The sequence below is a fragment of the Stutzerimonas stutzeri genome (genome assembly GCF_024448695.1).
GTDB classification, from domain to species: Bacteria; Pseudomonadota; Gammaproteobacteria; order Pseudomonadales; family Pseudomonadaceae; genus Stutzerimonas; species Stutzerimonas stutzeri_T.
The window spans coordinates 50,286-67,079 of the sequence record NZ_JAMOHY010000006.1; the positions used below are offsets into that span (position 1 = coordinate 50,286).

Below are 16,794 nucleotides of genomic sequence, written 5' to 3' on the forward strand. Positions count from 1 at the left end.
AGTAAAAGGTCCAGGAGCCACTTTTGGGAACCATTATTGACCTCACTGTCGGAGGGGTAGTTGTCGACTGGAGCAAAAACAGCAGGGGCATCGATCACGGCGCACTGTTTCAAGAGGGCGATCGGAAACGCCTTCGATCTGAGCAGATCGACTACGGGTATTTTGATCAAAATAATCTAAGCCCAGCCGACATGGAGATGGCATTCAGCCGATCATTGCGAACACTCGTTCCACGGCTAGAGTTACTTGGCTTCCGTCTTGAAACAGTACACCAGATGTATCAGCAGTTGGCGAAGCAATGGCAGGAGGATCAAGCCGCGCTTGCCGGCAACGATGACACCTTAGTCGAGCCCCTGAGCTTCGAAGAATTCTTATCATTTGTGCGGGCCAACCCGATTCGGGTGCTTGACGACAGTTTCGTTCACGAAATTGATGCGGAAGCGGAGCGACGGATTAGGGGGCGCTTCGATGCTGACGAGAATGTCGCTCGGATTCCAGCCAATCCCGAGCACTCATCAAATGCCTACTCCGAGCGCAGCTTCTTTGGTGTGCTCATCGACTTTCTACACCCCTATGCCGCACTACGATTACTGGCAGAGACCCCCTCCAATCTAGACTTGGATGTCGTCTGGCAGTACGGCCCGCTGGTTGATGCCGGCTGGGTTGATGTCTCGGAGTTTGTAGCCTGTGCACGTCGCGCGCAAACGGTTCTGATCGCAACCGAAGGGACATCTGACGTCCATATTCTTAGCCGCGCAATTGAACTGCTCAGACCGGAAGTAGCCGACTTCTTCCGCTTTATTGACGTAAGCGAACGACATCCATTTTCCGGCACAGGCAGCCTTGTGAAATTTGCAGAGGGACTGGCCAAGATCGATGTCCAGAACCAAGTCATCTTTCTCTTCGACAACGATGCTGAGGGCATAGATGCGTACGAAGCCATTCGGCGATTCAAACTTCCCCACAACATGCGAACATTGGTTCTCCCCGAGCTGGAGGAGTTTCGCCGTTTTCCTGCACGCGGCCCCAACGGCGTAACCGATTGCGACATAAACGGCCGTGCAGCCGCGATCGAATGCTATCTGGATCTAAATCTGCGCGAATATGGGCCAGCCAAAGTCGTTTGGACAAACTACAAAAAGGAGCGCGACATCTATCAAGGCTCCCTAGAGTACAAAGACTCGTACACGCGGGCATTTCTTGAGCAGACGACCGAAAGCGTACGCAGCGGTAGCTACGATGTAAGCAAGCTGGAACGGGTACTGGATGTAGTAATCGGGGAGAGCAGCCGGCTGGCAATGGCCGTGAGGACGTCAAGTGCATGACGATGATGCGGTGGGTGGCGAACGTCAAATTTACGGGCGGAAGCAACCATCGTCACTACGAGGCGAGTGACCTCAACGGATCGATCTCTGTTGCTCACAGGTCAAGTCGCATGAATTCGTTGGCTGCTCAATTCCGCACGAGCCTCATGCACATACTTGAGTTCTGGCTTGAATACGCTGCAAACATTCTTATACGATCAATGCAGGCTGGATCGAAGCCTGCTGCCCACCTTGGCAAACCCGAATGGGACGGTTCTCTTCTTACTTAATGCGTTTGGGATTCCCTGTGCGGATCTCGGCAGTGGGCACCGGCACTCCGCGAATAGAGGAGCCTTTACATGCAACGCATTTACTTGATCCCGCAAGAAGCCATCTCTCGCCTTAAGCAACGTGCTCGCCGCATGAAGCGAGAAAAAGATATCCCGCATCACGAAGCTCTTGAGATCACAGCCAAGGCCGCTGGATTTGATAACTGGCATCAGGTCGCAGAAGCTGCGGAGAGGTGCAAGCCGATTGAGGATGCATACCACCGAGGATTTCTGCTGGCTTTCGACCCATCAGAAGTGCCTGACACAGAGGATGAAGACTCGTCTCTCAAGTGGGAGCCTCATGCTTTCAACCTTCTGCAAGATCGACTGTTTGAAAACTATGCCAGTCAGCTTGACGAAGAAGATCCTGATGAAAGGCCTATTTCGGAGACGCTAGATCCGAGTGATCTCCAAGAGTACTTCAGCGATGACTGGGGCAGCATGTACTTCTTCCGACTGAAGCGCTCCGACCAAGTGACCACGATCGAGCAACTCTTGTCGCTCGTGAGCAAGAACTCGTTTTGGCCTCCACGCTTCGTCTTCTCCAAGGGAAAACTGGTGGATACCTATAGGCAACCAGCGCTGAACGCCAACGGTGAAGTTGTGGGCATTCGCTTCTAACGGCAAACAGCCTTCAGTCTGGCCGTGTACGGAAAGTCACTAATTTGTGATGCTCCGTGCATGGCTTATCGTCATGCGAGGTTGGATCTCTCCACAAACTGAGCCAGCATCCGGGCATCCTGAAGGGCATCCTGAAGGGCATGGTGGGGCGGTTCCTCCACATCGGCAGAAACCTCGATGTCGCAGCGGATCCTCCCCGCCTCTACTCCTCTTGGTAACCCATCCTGGCCTGCCAGCCAAACCAGCAAAGGCCAATCCCAGTCAAGCGCATCGCTGATGATCTCCACCGGACCGAGCCGAAGGAGGAAATCCAGTAGCTCTATTCGTGCCCGCTCTGTTGTGCGCCCATAGGCCACCGGGTCCAACTGTGGCAGCACAATCTCCCGGACGAAATCGGAGCAGTCACGGTAAGCCGATGGCATAGCCAGACGATTAGCGCAAGGCGACACAGCAAGGTTATAGCAAGGGTGACGGGGCGATTACGGGGGAGGAACCCCAAGGTTGCCCCAAGGGCGAGACTGAAAAACAATCAACGGATATCAAGCGCCCGACACCGCTTCCAAAGTAGAGAGGTTTAGATCCTCAAAACAGGGCAGCAAACGAAAAAGCGCGTAGATTTGTGAGTAGATTGATTACCACCCTAAGCGCGAGACCTTATACTGCGGGGCCTTTAGCGATTGGTTCGATTCTGTCCCTGGCACCATCTATTAATTTCAGGTGGTGTCAAAACCACCCGAAAGCCCACAAGAAGCCCGCCTCGTGCGGGCTTTTTGTTGTCTGCAATTTTCTAATCGCTCTGAAACACTCCGAACACCTCACCCGCACGGCTTCATAGCAGCGGCGGGACGGGTGCGCTGTCAGCTATGGACTAGGCTTGAAGTGACTGATATGAAATAGCCAGTTGGCACCTTATTCCAATAAATATAAGCGTCGGCCTGGGAGTGGAAGCAATGCGGACATTATTCTCAGCCCTGTTGACCGGGGTGATGCTGGCCGCCGCTCCGGCCATGGCCGGGCAATGGACATTCGTGACCGAGGACTTCCCGCCCTTTACCCATCCTTCCGAAGATGCCGGCAGCCTGGAGGCAGGGGTGCTGGCTGGCGGACCGCTGGTGGAGATCGTGCAAAGTGTCTGCGCGCACCTCGGTCAGGAATGTTCGATCATGCTGCACCCCTGGCAACGGGCGTTACGAATGGCCGAGCAGGGTGAGGCGGATGGCATTTTCACCGTGATCCGGTCCCCCGACCGCGAACGCGAGTTTCATGTCAGCCGCATGCTGGTGATGTCGCGTTACAGCGTCTTCGCGCGGGATGACAGCGCTTTTGTCTTCTCTCGCGCAGAGGATATGGCCGGTCGGACGGTTGGGGTGTACGGACCCTCCGGAACGTCCTATGTGTTGTCCGAACACCTCAAGTCCATCGGCGATGTACGCATCCATATGGCACTGAATAACCGCCACCTGTTGAACATGTTGAAGTCGGGACGGTTCGGCAAGGAGGGACTCGCGGTGGTCAATCAGGATGTGGCCTGGCACCTGATCGAGGATGAAAAGCTCGATGGCCTGCGTGAAGCAGGCGAGCTTGCGGTGGTCTATTACGGCATAGGCCTGTCCCGAAAGCGGATCAACGAGGCGCAGTTCAGGGCGTTTGAAGAGGCCCTGGATGCGGTCATTGCCGATGGTACCGTGCCTAAAATACTGCGCCGCTATCAGCTCGAAGCCGCTTACCCATAAACCTTTGGGTTCGAGACTGGCCGGCAGACTTTCGCTGCGCCACAACTGCCTGCGGCCTCCCGTTGATGCCTGGTGAGTATTTACCCGTAAACTACCGTCTACTCTTTGAATGGTGGCTCATGAAGCCGACCCTTTCACCAGCCAGAGACCAGACGCCCTATGGAATCACCAAGCAAGCTGCCCAAGGCCGTTATCCTTTTTCCAGTCTTCATTCCCGCCGTAATCGTCACGCTGCTGCTGGTCATCGGCACCATCAGCAATCCCGAACTGGCCGGCGAGCTGTTCAGCGAGGTTCTGGCGTTCATCACCCGCTCGTTCGGCTGGTTCTACATGTTGTCCGTGGCGTTCTTCCTGGTGTTCATCGTCGGTATCGCCAGTACCAAATGGGGCAACATCAAGCTTGGGCCTGACCACGCCGAGCCGCAGTACAGCTTCCCTGCCTGGTTCGCCATGCTGTTCTCCGCGGGCTACGGCATCGCACTACTGTTCTTTGGTGTTGCCGAGCCGGTTCTGCACTTCTCCACGCCGCCTGCCGGCGCACCGGAAACCGTGGACGCGGCCAAACAGGCGATGCAGATCGCCTTCTTCCACTGGGGCTTCCATATCTGGGCGATCTATGGTCTGACCGGCCTGGTGCTGGCCTATTTCTCATTCCGCCACGGCCTGCCGCTGTCGATGCGCTCGGCGCTTTATCCAATCATCGGCGAACGCATCTACGGACCGATCGGGCATGTGGTCGATATCTTCGCAATCCTCGGCACACTGTTCGGCATTGCCACCACGCTCGGGCTGTCGGTCACCCAGATCAACGCGGGGATGAACTACCTGTGGCCGCAAATCCCGGTCAACATCACCGTGCAGATCATCGCCATCGCGGTGATCACCGGTCTGGCGATCTGCTCGGTGGTGGCCGGGCTGGACAAGGGTGTGAAGAACCTTTCGCTGTTGAACATGGTGCTCGCCATTGCGCTGATGCTGTTCGTCTTTCTGGTCGGCCCGACCATCTTCATTCTGGAAACCTTCCTGCAGAACACCGGCAGCTACCTGAACAACATCATCGAGCGCACCTTTAACCTGCAGGCGTATTCGCGCAGTGACTGGATCGGCAACTGGACACTGTTCATCTTCGGCTGGACCATTGCCTGGTCGCCCTTCGTCGGGCTGTTCATCGCCAAGATCAGTCGCGGTCGAACCATTCGCCAGTTCGTCTTCGGCGTCATGTTTGTGCCCACCATCTTCACCTTTCTCTGGTTTTCCATTTTCGGCGATACGGCGCTGCACATGATCATGGTGGAGGGCTACACAGCGCTGATCACCGAAGTGCAGGACGACCATGCCATCGCACTGTTCAAGCTGTTCGAACGACTGCCACTGACCTCCATTGCCTCGTTCGTCGCCGTGCTGCTGATCATCACGTTCTTCGTCACCTCATCGGACTCCGGCTCGCTGGTCATCGACTCGCTAGCCGCAGGCGGCGCGTCGAAAACGCCTGTCTGGCAACGGGTGTTCTGGGCATCGATCGAGGGTGTGGTGGCCTCGGCACTGCTCCTGGCCGGAGGCCTCAATGCCTTGCAGACCATGACCATCGCCAGTGCCCTGCCCTTTGCCATCATCATGATGCTTGCCGCGCTGGGCATGTGGCGCGCGCTGGTGATCGAGGGCCATCACGAAGTCAGCCTGCAGACCCACATGCATGGCAGCCGGCTGGCGAGCAATGCAGGCCCCGGTCTGTGGAAGAAACGCCTGGCCGGGCTGGTCAACTTCCCCAGCCGCGAGGAGGCGGAGAACTTCATCGGTACCCGCGTGATCAAGGGCATGCGCCGGGTGCAGCGTGCTCTGGCCGAACAGGGCTGGCCGGCTGAAGTACATACCGATGAGCAGAATTCGCGGGTCTATCTGGAGGTCATCAAGGAGGATCAGGTCGACTTCATCTACGAAATTCGACTGGTCGGTTACGCCATGCCCTCCTTCGTACTCACCGAGGACCCGGACAGCAACGAGCAGTACTACCGCGCCGAAGTCTTCCTGCGCCGTGGCGGCCAGTCTTATGACGTCTACGGGTACGACCAGCAGGACATCATCAGTGACATCCTCGACCAGTTCGAGAAGTACCTGAACTTCCTGCATATCTCGCCCGGCAGCCTGCCGTGGAAAATGGAGGAGCACGACGAAATGCTCAGCAACGAAACGGAGGTGCCGAAGCCCGCATCCTGATGCAGCCAAACAGTGCAAACTCATCTATATAGGTAGGAAGCGATCTGCCTTACCGGTGGCCCAGCCCTCGATCACGCAGTGACCGGCCAGTCACGCGAATGGTCGAGGCGCCGCGCTTGGCGCATGCCGCCTCACATGCTAGGTTTGCGCCCGCCAGGAAGGCGAGCAGTCAGCCGGAGTGCGATCAATACAGAATCAGGCCCGGCAAAGCGCGCGGTCTGGGAAGAGGAAGTTCAATGGCCGAGGCCATCCCTGCACTGGAAATCCGCAACCTGCACAAGCGCTACGGCGAGCTGGAGGTTCTCAAGGGTATTTCGCTGACGGCACGCGACGGTGACGTCATCTCCATTCTCGGCTCGTCCGGCTCGGGCAAGTCCACCTTTTTGCGCTGCATCAACCTGCTGGAAAATCCCCATGAGGGGGAAATCCTCGTCGCTGGCGAACAGCTCAAGCTGAAGCGGGCCAAAGGCGGCGATCTGGTCGCGGCGGACGCCAGGCAGATCAACCGGATGCGCAGCAAACTCGGTTTCGTATTCCAGAATTTCAACCTCTGGCCACACATGAGCGTGCTCGACAACATCATCGAGGCACCGCGTCGGGTACTCGGCCAGAGCAAGGCCGAAGCCACGGAAATCGCCGAGGCGCTGCTGGCCAAGGTCGGTATCGCCGACAAGCGCCATGTCTACCCCAACCAGCTTTCCGGTGGTCAGCAGCAACGCGCAGCCATCGCCCGCACGCTGGCGATGCAGCCGAAAGTGATCCTGTTCGACGAGCCCACCTCGGCGCTGGACCCGGAAATGGTACAAGAAGTGCTTGCAGTGATTCGCTCGCTCGCCGAAGAAGGGCGCACCATGCTGCTGGTCACTCACGAGATGAATTTCGCCAAGCAAGTCTCCAGCGAAGTGGTTTTCCTCCACCAGGGTCTGGTCGAGGAGCAAGGAACGCCCGAGCAGGTATTTGACAACCCGCAATCGGCGCGCTGTAAACAGTTCATGTCCAGCCATCGTTAATGGAGCAACACCGCATGAAAAGCTATAAGAAGATTCTGCTGACCGCCGCGGCTTCCCTGATCATTGGCACCCAGGCCTTCGCTGCGGAAAAACTGCGGATCGGTACCGAAGGCGCCTATCCTCCGTTCAACCTGATCGACGCCAGCGGCCAGGTCGTTGGTTTCGATCTGGATATCTCCCACGCTCTGTGCGCCAAGATGGAAGTGGAGTGCGAAGTGGTGACCTCCGACTGGGACGGCATCATTCCGGCACTGAACGCACGCAAGTTCGACTTCCTCGCCGCCTCCATGTCGATTACCGAAGAGCGCAAGAACGCGGTCGACTTCACCGATCACTACTACACCAACAAGCTGCAGTTCGTGGCGCCCAAGTCGGTGGACTTCAAGGCCGACAAGGGTTATCTGAAGGGCAAGGTGATCGGTGCCCAGCGCGCGACCATCGCCGGCACCTGGCTGGAAGACAACATGGACGGCGTCGTCACCATCAACCTCTACGACACCCAGGAAAACGCCTACCTGGACCTGGCCACTGGCCGTGTCGATGGCATCCTCGCCGACACCTTCGTGCAGTGGGAATGGCTCAAGAGCGACGCCGGCAAGGACTTCGAGTTCAAGGGCGAGCCGGTATTCGACGATGACAAGATCGCCATCGCCGTGCGCAAGGGTAACGACGAACTGCGCGAGCGTCTGAACAAGGCACTGGCCGAAATCATCGCTGACGGCACCTACAAGCAGATCAACGACAAGTACTTCCCGTTCAGCATCTACTGATCCAACCGAACCGAAGCCCGGCCGCCATACGAATGGCGGGCCGGGCTTCGGTGTTTGAGCTTCTATGATTCCCGACCTTCACGGATTCGGTCCGGCGCTGATCGCCGGCACCTGGATGACCATTCAACTGGCCTTGGCGTCGCTGGCGCTGGGGCTGGTCCTCGGCTTGCTTGGCGCACTGGCCAAGACTTCACCCTACGTTACCGTGCGCTGGATCGGCGGCACCTATTCAACCATCGTGCGCGGTGTGCCAGAGCTGATCTGGGTGCTGCTGATCTACTTCGGCACCATCAATCTGGTGCGCGGGATCGGCACCTTGGTGGGCATCGACGATCTTGCACTGAGCCCCTTCGTCGCCGGCACCATCGCCTTGGGCCTGTGCTTCGGTGCCTATGCCACGGAAGTCTTTCGCGGCGCGCTGCTGGCGATCCCCAAGGGTCATCGCGAAGCGGGATTAGCGCTGGGCCTGGGCAAGCCGCGGATCTTCCTGCGCCTGATCCTGCCGCAGATGTGGCGACTGGCCCTGCCGGGGCTGGGCAACCTGTTCATGATCCTGATGAAGGATACCGCGCTGGTCTCGGTAATCGGCCTGGAGGAAATCATGCGCCGTTCGCAGATCGCCGTGACCGCCAGCAAGGAGCCCTTCACCTTCTTCCTGGTCGCCGCATTCATCTATCTCGGGCTGACCGTGATCGCCATGATCGGCATGCACTTCCTTGAAAAACGCGCTGGCCGCGGCTTCAGCAGGAGCGCCGCATGACCTGGGAAATCCTCCTCAAATGGCTGCCAAGCTTCGTCGAAGGCGCCTGGCTGACGCTGCAACTGGTTGGCGTTTCGGTCATCGCCGGGCTGATCTTCGCGCTGCCGCTGGGCATTGCGCGGTCCTCGCGCCACTTTCCGGTGCGCGCATTGCCCTACGCCTACATCTTCTTCTTCCGCGGCACGCCGCTGCTGGTGCAGCTGTTCCTGGTCTACTACGGGCTGGCGCAATTCGAGGCGGTGCGCCAAGGCCCGCTGTGGCCCTATCTGCGCGACCCTTACTGGTGCGCCATCATCACCATGACCATGCACACGGCTGCCTACATCGCCGAGATCATCCGCGGCGCCATCCAGAACGTACCCTCCGGCGAAATCGAGGCCGCTCGTGCGCTGGGCATGTCACGCAGCCAGGCGCTGTGGCACATCATCCTGCCGCGCGCCACGCGCATCGGGCTGCCGGCCTACAGCAACGAGGTGATACTGATGCTCAAGGCCAGTGCGCTGGCCAGCACCATCACCCTGCTGGAGCTGACCGGCATGGCGCGCAAGATCGCCGCACGCACCTATCTGCACGAGGAAATGTTCCTCACCGCCGGCCTGATCTATCTGCTCATTGCCTTCGTGCTGATGCAGGGTTTCAAGCTGCTGGAGCGCTGGTTACGGGTCGACGCCTGTCAGGGTCGCTGAACCGCACGACGTGTAAGGTGGATCACGCTTCACCGATACACCGGGTGGCGCTCCACCAAGCGCAGCCACGGTGGATGAAAAAAGCGTCATCCACCCTACGCAGACAGATGAAATCCCGCCTTGCGAGCGTTGTCAGAGCCACATCAGAGCCCACCACGAGATCTTCCCATGCCCGTTGATATCCAACGTATCGAAATGGATCAGCTCACCTGCTGGCGCGTCCAGCGGGGCGACGATGAACTGCTGGTTGCCGAACAGGGCGCGCAGATACTCAGCTACCGTCAGGGTGATCTGCCGGTCATCTGGCTCAGCGAAGAAGCAGCCTTTCAGCACGGCCAGCCGGTTCGCGGCGGCGTGCCACTGTGCTGGCCCTGGTTTGGCGACCTGACGCGCAATCCGCAAGACGTGCAGGCAATGCATGAACAAGCAAGCGAAGCGCCCTTTCATGGCCTGGTACGCAACCTGGACTGGCAACTGCGAGGGCAGCGCTGCGAAGGCGACAGCGGCATTCTGGAGTTTGTCTGCGCGCAGGCCCTGGGTGAGCTTCCGGGCTGGCCGCATCAAGTGGATCTGCGACTGCAGATCCGCCTGGATGAGCAACTGCATATCAGCCTGACCAGCCGCAACCAGGGCGAGCAGCCCGTCGCCATCAGCCAGGCGCTGCACAGTTATCTCGCTATCGGCGACATTCATCAGGTATCCGTAGACGGCCTGGATGACTGTCGCTATCTGGAAACGCTGGATGAGTGGCAGCAACGCCAGCAGCAGGGCGAATTGCGCTTCGAGGGCGAAACCGACCGCATCTACCTCGGTCTGCCGCCGGTACTGAACCTGCTGGACCGGGCCTGGAATCGGCGCATTACGCTGCACACCAGCGGTTCGCGCTCGGCCATCCTGTGGAATCCCTGGACCGCCAAGGCGCAGCGCCTCTCGCAGTTTGCCGACGACGCCTGGCAACGGATGCTCTGCATCGAAACCGCCAATGTGATGGATGACCGGATATGCCTCGCCGCGGGTGCCAGTCACACCCTTGCCGTCACCATCGGCAGCGAGCCACTTTGAAAGACGGCTAAAGCGGCCTGCTACAAATCCTCTTCCTCGATCAGCTGGACCTGTTCGGCCACCAGCGCATAGGCGGCGTCGGCCAGGTCGTTGCTGACCAGCTCGACATGCAGCCGTCCATCGACCCACAGCGGCGCATAGATATCGTCCAGCGTGATGCCTTGCGGGTAGCGCACCAGCACAATCTGGTTCGGCGGCGGCGGCGGTACATGGATGCAGGCGCCGGGATAGGGCACCAGGAAGAACTCGATGCTGCGCCCGCGGCTGTCGCTTTCCAGCGGCACCGGATAGCCGCCGAGGCGGATGCTTTTGCCATCGAGTGACGGTACGGTCTTGGCCGAATACATCACCGCCGGCAGCCCCCCGCCCTGCTTCAGGCCGCCCTGGTCGCTGAAGCCATCGGCTTCGGGCGAGTTGTGCTCGATATCCGGCATGGCCTCCAGCGCCTGACGATCCGCTTCCGGCATCAGCTCAAGCCAGTCCAGTTCGACGGGCGCGGCCTGGATGGCCAGCGGCAAAGCAATAAGCAGGGACAGGCAAAAACGGCGCATGGAGCAGAGCACTCAAATTAGATGGAATCAACATACAAGGGCCGAATTCATTCGGCCACGGCAGACCGAACAAGTGTGCCCTACGACCTGCATCAGGCAGAGCCCATGCAGGTTGCAGGATCGACTGGAAAAGGCGTAGTTCGTCAGGGCGATCAGTCGCCAGGGGTCCACTAGCCCTTGCGGCCAGTCGCCATACCGTAGATCACCAGCAGAATGATCGCGCCGACCACCGCACCGATAAAGCCCGCGCCCTCTCCTGCCTCGTACAAGCCCAGCGCCTGCCCGCCATAGCTGGCCAGCAGCGAGCCGCCGATACCCAGCAGGATGGTCATGATCCAGCCCATGCTGTCGTTGCCGGGTTTCAGGAAGCGCGCGACAAGCCCCACGATGAGGCCAATGATGATGATTCCGATGATACCCATGGGCAGTCCCCCTCAAGTCCAAAAAATATTTGCCTCTCTTCGGACCGGGAGCATAACAGCCAGTTCGCCGCCAACTACTTAAGAACAGGCCCTCAGTCCCGCTCGACGAGCGACTCCACTGCAGTAATCTGCCTGTCCAGCGTGGCGCGGTCCGGGCAGCGCAGGGTGGCGTGGCCGACCTTGCGCCCGACCTTGAACGCCTTGCCGTAGTGATGCAGGTGGCAATCCTCAACGGCGATGACCTTGGCCACTGGCGGCACTTCACCGATGAAGTTGAGCATCGCGCTTTCGCCCAGCTTGGCGGTCGAGCCTAGCGGCAAGCCCGTGATGGCCCGCAGATGGTTCTCGAACTGGCTGCACTCGGCGCCTTCGATGGTCCAGTGCCCGGAGTTGTGCACGCGCGGCGCAATCTCGTTGGCCTTGAGCCCACCGTCGATTTCAAAGAACTCGAAAGCCAGCACACCGACATAATCCAGCTTGGTCAGCACGCGGCTGGCGTAATCCTCGGCCAGCGTCTGCAGCGGATGGCTGCTGCTGGCTATCGAAAGCCGCAGGATGCCGTCTTCATGGGTGTTGTGTACCAGCGGATAGAAGCAGGTCTGACCGTCACGACCACGCACCGCAATCAGTGAAACCTCGCCGGTGAAGGGTACGAAACCTTCGAGAATGCACGGCACGCTGCCCAGCTCGGCGAACGCATTGACCACGTCGGCCAGCTTGCGGAGCACCTTCTGACCCTTGCCGTCATAACCCAGGGTGCGGGTCTTCAGCACTGCCGGCAGGCCGATGCGGGCCACGGCGGCATCCAGATCGTCCTGGGACAGCACATCGGCGAATTCCGGTGTCGGGATACCCAGATCCTTGAGCATCGACTTCTCGAACCAGCGATCACGGGCGATCCGCAGCGCCTCGGCACTCGGGAAGACCGGTACGAACTGCGACAGGAAAGCCACCGTTTCAGCCGGTACGCTTTCGAACTCGAAGGTCACCATATCCACTTCGTCGGCCAGCTGACGAAGATGATCCTGATCGCCGTAATCGGCACGCAGATGCTCACCCAGCGCCGCGGCACAGGCGTCCGGTGCAGGATCGAGGAAAGCGAAGTTCATCCCCAGCGGCGTACCCGCCAGAGCCAGCATGCGGCCCAGCTGGCCGCCACCGATTACGCCGATCTTCATTTACGCGTTCCTCGGGTCCGGATTGTCGAGCACGGTTTGCGTCTGCTCATCGCGGAATTTCTTCAGCGCGGCATGATATTCGGGGAATTCGTGGCCAATGATGCTGGCCGAGAGCAGCGCCGCATTGATCGCCCCGGCCTTGCCGATGGCCAGCGTCGCCACCGGCACGCCAGCGGGCATCTGCACGATGGACAGCAGCGAATCGACCCCCGAGAGCATAGACGACTGCACCGGCACGCCCAGCACAGGCAAATGCGTCTTGGCCGCGCACATGCCCGGCAGATGCGCCGCGCCACCGGCACCGGCAATGATCACGCGCAGACCGCGCTCTTCCGCCTGCTCGGCGTACTGGAACAGCAGGTCGGGCGTGCGGTGCGCGGACACCACGGTGACTTCATGGGGAATGCCGAGCTTTTCCAGCATCTCGGCGGTATGGCTGAGGGTGGACCAGTCGGACTTGGAGCCCATGATCACGCCTACCAGTGCGGTCATCGTTGTGCCTCTCGTTGTGCGCAGCGCAGCGCTACAAAACCAACAAGCCACGCATCAGAGGCGTGGCTTGTCATGTGCGGGCCGAATCAACCTTGCGCTGATTCAGGGCGACGAAGTATACCGTAAAGCCAATCAGGCATCCCCATAAACGCTTGCCGAAGCACTTCTCCCGCAGCTCTATCGGCGGCCACTGCAAAGCGCAGAACCTGAGCAGATTGGCGGTGGCTCAGCCGTATCAAGACAGTAATGAATGTTCACCGCTGCTGCCATTTGACACGATCAATAAATGCATTCAGCCCGACCAACCAATCACGCTGAACATCCGTATAGGTCGCCTGTATGGGACCCGGCACAACAAGCTGCAAACCATGCGAGCGCATTTCTCTTGTCTGGGTTTCACTAATGGCAGCCTCCAGAGTCACGAGATGTTTTCTGGCAATCCTGTCAGCCTCACTCAACACCTGTCGCCAGCGGTCCTTGCATGTTGTCTTTGCCCCCAACATGGACAGTCGATCTATCGGGAAAGCAGGATTTCGATAATCGACAAAGCCGGGAAATAAAAAATCCGGCTTGGCACTGTTCTCAGTTACACGCCCCTTGCCACGCCCCTGCTCAAACCGCAAGCCGTGCAACTTGAAAAGCCGATCCAAATGCCCTTCAAATGCGTGCCCTACCCGCGACTTGCGCCGATTTTGCACGCTCAACGAAAAGCTGATGAAAGCATCTACATCATCACCATCGGCACCAAAACCCAAACACAAACGCTTTTTCACCAAATGCCGCTCATAAATACGGAACAGTTTTTCTTCATGGTCCATCCAGTCAAGAACAGCCTGATCTGGATCTTGTAATGGATCAACACCGTCCCCAACCGTCTCTCGGGCATAGGCCGAAAAGATGGACGTAGTGGGGAAATCTTTTTCTCCAAAAAGTCCGATCAAACGCTCAAGCCAAACATCATCCCCGTCTTCTACACGACTGAGCTCAACACCAAGGTCCTCCAGCATCAGCCGAAGGGGCAGGAGTAGCTGCACAGCATTCAGGGTTCCCGCCTGAAAATCCTTGCCAATATGATCAAGCCCGAACAAGAGTCGCAACTGGCTCTCAACTGTACTACCGCCAGGCGTAAAAACCATTAGCAGTGAGTTGTCTCGCATTTTTGCAACGAGAAGAAAATCCCCCTCTGCCAACAGTTCGGTTACTGGTGTTGTGTAGTAATAGAGGCGATATTCAGGGCCGCGATGTGGCTTGTTTCGCCGACAATCATACCAAGTGACCAAGCCTTCGCTTATTTCAGGGGCATCAGATTCATCCGTGAGATAAATCTGCTTCGCCATGAAACGATGTTCTGCTCCTTCACCTTTTCCAGGCTCGCCGAGGTAGCGTTTAAAGCCTGCCGCAGGCAGCCCGCCAATCTCATGCCCATTTGAGCGCGCGGGATCGGCATCTACGGCGCTCAGGTATTTGGCAGCAACACCTTCGAAGTAATCACTAATTTTGTCGTTGAACATTGTGGGATTTCCGATGCGAATTTTCTTCCTGAATACACGCATCATTTACCAGCCACCTTGCAATAAGGTCAATCAGTGTTTCGCCATTCTGTCTTTTCGCTGCACGAATTTCACATTCCCAAACAGTCATAACCCTCCAGCCCAAAGCTCGCAGCGCTAATTCCTGGCGCTCGTCCCTGAACCGGGTTTGGCCAATTTTTTCCAACCAGAAATTCGTACGAGTTTGCGGTACTTTGAAGTATTTGCAGTTGTGCCCATGCCAGAAGCAACCATGCACAAAAATGACTGCTTTGTACTTTGGAAAAATCAAGTCCGGCTTTCCTGGCAAGCCCTTTGCGTGTAAACGAAAACGAAAACCCCTTGCATGCAAAGCTTTTCGAATCGCGAGTTCAGGCTTTGTATCCTTGCCACGAATGCCGGACATCATCCGGCTACGAGTGTCTTTATCTACAACATCAGCCATCAGGCCGCAGCCATAGCGAGCCCCCTCATGGCGACCGGATAGCAGGCCTTATATACCCCATCACCAAATGACTCAAAAAGCTGCACCATGATTATTCTTACTGCAGCCACTTCAGTAGCAGTAAAAACCGGCGTATTTGTTGCGATCAAAAAGATATCTCCCGGGTCATCATCCGGATGAAAAAGCAACCCCACTTCCTGCATGGAGGAGAACCACTCTTGGGCAGCTACAAGGGTGAAGCCTTTCACTTTTGGGATGCGAGAAATACTTTGCATGACACCACCTTGTTCATTCGGAAAAAAGAGCCAACTCCGGCTCCAAGCTAGCAGGCTCTAGAAACTGCTGCATCAAGCGAGCAACATGAGACATAACACCAACCACTACGGAATTTCCAAACTGCTTGTATGCGCGCGTATCAGACACCGGAATACGGAAAGTATCCGGAAACCCCATCAAACGAGCACACTCTCGCGGGGTAAGACGGCGCGGATTATTTCCATCACCTTGATCTACGAGAATTTCAGAACCGTCTTTGTAATAACGAGCTGAAAGAGTGCGGGTAACACTATCTGGGCCGACCAGTCCAAACCCGAACCCGTTACCTTTTGCACGATGCTTTGCTGCATACATCTGCAAATATGCCCAGAGCCTTGGTGTGAGAGTGTATTTATCAGGCACCTGTCTAACGTCATGATCAAAGAAACGCTTGCCATCCCACTCCAGCACAGGCTCCGTACCATCTGTACGGTGGAGAATATCTTTCAGGATACGGCTACCCTTTGCCGGTAATGGCAAGGCGTCCCAGTCAAAAGCCACTTGCTCACGGAATCCAACAATAAGAATTCGCTCGCGATGCTGCGGTGTAAAGTGCGCACCGTCGATTACTTTATGAAAGATGTGATAGCCCAGCTCGTCTCTTAACGTCTGGCGAATTACTTCAAAAGTTCGCCCCTTATCATGCGACATTAGGTTTTTGACGTTTTCCAGCAGGAAAGCGCGTGGCTTTTTATGAGCAATGATGCGTGCAACGTCAAAAAATAATGTGCCTTGGGTTGCATCCTGAAAACCGTGGGCACGGCCAAGAGAGTTCTTTTTTGACACTCCGGCAATTGAAAACGGTTGGCAAGGAAATCCAGCCAGAAGCACATCATGATCCGGTATTTCAGCCTCATGGAGCTGAGTGATGTCGCCATTCAGCGCGTGCTGATCGCGATGATTGGCTTGATAGGTACGCTGCGCATAAGCGTCCCATTCACTGGTAAAAACACATTTTCCTCCAATGGACTCGAATGCCAAACGCAACCCACCAATACCGGCAAACAGGTCAATAAAGGAAAAAGCGCCTTCGGCTTGCTCCTCATCAAGAGGGATAACCATTTGCTTAAGACGATCGACAACATAGGGCTTGGGCTTTGTCTCACCAATTTCCCAGCGTCGAACAGTACCTACGTCCACTTCGAGTGCTGTGGCGAGGTCACGACGACTGTAGGACTTGAACGCCTCTTGGAGATAATAATTGACCTGCGCGCTGCTCATTTTTAGCTCCAAAGGGAATTTTTTGTGCATTCTGCATAAAAAACAACAACTGTACAAGCAGCCAGTATCACTTCCTTCGTCTTGGCCCCACGCTTGATTCCGCACCAAAGCCGCCACCCAAAACCCCTCTGATACTTCCTCGGTTACGCGCT

General features: G+C 57.3%; 17 protein-coding genes. 9 read left to right on the forward strand and 8 right to left on the reverse strand.

The genetic code is table 11. The features are described from left to right. Positions 1-23: 23 nt before the first annotated feature. The 9 genes from NAV32_RS07635 (at position 24) to NAV32_RS07675 (ending at position 10,489) form a co-directional block, all read left to right on the forward strand. Positions 24-1,325, forward strand: coding sequence for a HEPN/Toprim-associated domain-containing protein (locus NAV32_RS07635; RefSeq protein WP_256052205.1), 1,302 nt, complete (start codon positions 24-26; stop codon positions 1,323-1,325). Between the two features lie 338 nt (positions 1,326-1,663). Continuing rightward, positions 1,664-2,254, forward strand: coding sequence for a hypothetical protein (locus NAV32_RS07640; RefSeq protein ID WP_256052206.1), 591 nt, complete (start codon positions 1,664-1,666; stop codon positions 2,252-2,254). Positions 2,255-3,204: 950 nt separating this feature from the next. Beyond that, complete coding sequence (locus NAV32_RS07645) at positions 3,205-3,987, forward strand: substrate-binding periplasmic protein (RefSeq protein ID WP_256052207.1); 783 nt, start codon at positions 3,205-3,207, stop codon at positions 3,985-3,987. A gap of 159 nt (positions 3,988-4,146) precedes the next feature. Next, entirely contained in the window at positions 4,147-6,201 is a 2,055-nt protein-coding gene (locus NAV32_RS07650; RefSeq protein ID WP_256052208.1) for a BCCT family transporter, read from the forward strand. Between the two features lie 236 nt (positions 6,202-6,437). Continuing rightward, positions 6,438-7,211, forward strand: coding sequence for an ABC transporter ATP-binding protein (locus NAV32_RS07655; RefSeq protein WP_256052209.1), 774 nt, complete (start codon positions 6,438-6,440; stop codon positions 7,209-7,211). 14 nt (positions 7,212-7,225) lie between these two features. Beyond that, complete coding sequence (locus tag NAV32_RS07660; RefSeq protein WP_256052210.1) at positions 7,226-7,981, forward strand: ABC transporter substrate-binding protein; 756 nt, start codon at positions 7,226-7,228, stop codon at positions 7,979-7,981. A gap of 64 nt (positions 7,982-8,045) precedes the next feature. After that, the gene (locus NAV32_RS07665; protein WP_256052211.1) at positions 8,046-8,741 is read left to right on the forward strand and encodes an ABC transporter permease; all 696 of its coding nucleotides are present in this window, start codon (positions 8,046-8,048) and stop codon (positions 8,739-8,741) included. Beyond that, a complete protein-coding gene (locus NAV32_RS07670) occupies positions 8,738-9,427 on the forward strand; it encodes an ABC transporter permease (RefSeq protein WP_256052212.1) in 690 nt (229 codons plus the stop codon). Before NAV32_RS07665 ends, NAV32_RS07670 begins: the two co-directional genes overlap by 4 nt. A 168-nt stretch (positions 9,428-9,595) precedes the next feature. Beyond that, a complete protein-coding gene (locus tag NAV32_RS07675) occupies positions 9,596-10,489 on the forward strand; it encodes a D-hexose-6-phosphate mutarotase (RefSeq protein WP_256052213.1) in 894 nt (297 codons plus the stop codon). A gap of 20 nt (positions 10,490-10,509) precedes the next feature. Here NAV32_RS07675 and NAV32_RS07680 read toward each other — a convergent pair whose 3' ends face one another. The 8 genes from NAV32_RS07680 to dcm all read right to left on the reverse strand — a co-directional run bounded on the left by NAV32_RS07680 (position 10,510) and on the right by dcm (position 16,642). Then, positions 10,510-11,040: a DUF3299 domain-containing protein gene (locus NAV32_RS07680; protein ID WP_256052214.1), complete on the reverse strand. Its 531-nt coding sequence runs from the start codon at positions 11,038-11,040 to the stop codon at positions 10,510-10,512. A 170-nt stretch (positions 11,041-11,210) separates the two neighbouring features. Next, a complete protein-coding gene (locus NAV32_RS07685; protein WP_256052215.1) occupies positions 11,211-11,462 on the reverse strand; it encodes a GlsB/YeaQ/YmgE family stress response membrane protein in 252 nt (83 codons plus the stop codon). Between the two features lie 92 nt (positions 11,463-11,554). Further along, on the reverse strand, positions 11,555-12,640 hold the full coding sequence (locus NAV32_RS07690) for a 5-(carboxyamino)imidazole ribonucleotide synthase (RefSeq protein ID WP_256052216.1): 1,086 nt from the start codon (positions 12,638-12,640) through the stop codon (positions 11,555-11,557). Beyond that, positions 12,641-13,132: a 5-(carboxyamino)imidazole ribonucleotide mutase gene (gene purE, locus NAV32_RS07695; protein ID WP_256052217.1), complete on the reverse strand. Its 492-nt coding sequence runs from the start codon at positions 13,130-13,132 to the stop codon at positions 12,641-12,643. Between the two features lie 254 nt (positions 13,133-13,386). Then, entirely contained in the window at positions 13,387-14,643 is a 1,257-nt protein-coding gene (locus NAV32_RS07700; protein WP_256052218.1) for a type II restriction endonuclease, read from the reverse strand. Further along, a complete protein-coding gene (locus tag NAV32_RS07705; RefSeq protein WP_256052219.1) occupies positions 14,624-15,106 on the reverse strand; it encodes a very short patch repair endonuclease in 483 nt (160 codons plus the stop codon). Before NAV32_RS07705 ends, NAV32_RS07700 begins: the two co-directional genes overlap by 20 nt. After that, complete coding sequence (locus NAV32_RS07710) at positions 15,106-15,381, reverse strand: hypothetical protein (protein WP_256052220.1); 276 nt, start codon at positions 15,379-15,381, stop codon at positions 15,106-15,108. The genes NAV32_RS07705 and NAV32_RS07710 overlap by 1 nt, the downstream gene beginning before the upstream one ends. A 13-nt stretch (positions 15,382-15,394) precedes the next feature. Then, positions 15,395-16,642 (reverse strand): DNA (cytosine-5-)-methyltransferase, encoded by a 1,248-nt coding sequence (dcm, locus tag NAV32_RS07715; RefSeq protein ID WP_272890199.1) that lies wholly within the window; start codon positions 16,640-16,642, stop codon positions 15,395-15,397. Positions 16,643-16,794 lie beyond the last annotated feature (152 nt).

Coding starts and splice junctions, on each gene's coding strand:
- NAV32_RS07645 (WP_256052207.1), top strand. CDS start 3,205: ATGCGGACATTATTCTCAGCCCTGTTGACCGGGGTGATGCTGGCCGCC.
- NAV32_RS07640 (WP_256052206.1), top strand. CDS start 1,664: ATGCAACGCATTTACTTGATCCCGCAAGAAGCCATCTCTCGCCTTAAG.
- NAV32_RS07670 (WP_256052212.1), top strand. CDS start 8,738: ATGACCTGGGAAATCCTCCTCAAATGGCTGCCAAGCTTCGTCGAAGGC.
- NAV32_RS07680 (WP_256052214.1), bottom strand. CDS start 11,040: ATGCGCCGTTTTTGCCTGTCCCTGCTTATTGCTTTGCCGCTGGCCATC.
- NAV32_RS07665 (WP_256052211.1), top strand. CDS start 8,046: ATGATTCCCGACCTTCACGGATTCGGTCCGGCGCTGATCGCCGGCACC.
- NAV32_RS07685 (WP_256052215.1), bottom strand. CDS start 11,462: ATGGGTATCATCGGAATCATCATCATTGGCCTCATCGTGGGGCTTGTC.
- NAV32_RS07705 (WP_256052219.1), bottom strand. CDS start 15,106: ATGGCTGATGTTGTAGATAAAGACACTCGTAGCCGGATGATGTCCGGC.
- NAV32_RS07660 (WP_256052210.1), top strand. CDS start 7,226: ATGAAAAGCTATAAGAAGATTCTGCTGACCGCCGCGGCTTCCCTGATC.
- NAV32_RS07675 (WP_256052213.1), top strand. CDS start 9,596: ATGCCCGTTGATATCCAACGTATCGAAATGGATCAGCTCACCTGCTGG.
- NAV32_RS07690 (WP_256052216.1), bottom strand. CDS start 12,640: ATGAAGATCGGCGTAATCGGTGGCGGCCAGCTGGGCCGCATGCTGGCT.
- NAV32_RS07650 (WP_256052208.1), top strand. CDS start 4,147: ATGGAATCACCAAGCAAGCTGCCCAAGGCCGTTATCCTTTTTCCAGTC.
- NAV32_RS07700 (WP_256052218.1), bottom strand. CDS start 14,643: ATGTTCAACGACAAAATTAGTGATTACTTCGAAGGTGTTGCTGCCAAA.
- purE (WP_256052217.1), bottom strand. CDS start 13,132: ATGACCGCACTGGTAGGCGTGATCATGGGCTCCAAGTCCGACTGGTCC.
- dcm (WP_272890199.1), bottom strand. CDS start 16,642: ATGAGCAGCGCGCAGGTCAATTATTATCTCCAAGAGGCGTTCAAGTCC.
- NAV32_RS07655 (WP_256052209.1), top strand. CDS start 6,438: ATGGCCGAGGCCATCCCTGCACTGGAAATCCGCAACCTGCACAAGCGC.
- NAV32_RS07710 (WP_256052220.1), bottom strand. CDS start 15,381: ATGCAAAGTATTTCTCGCATCCCAAAAGTGAAAGGCTTCACCCTTGTA.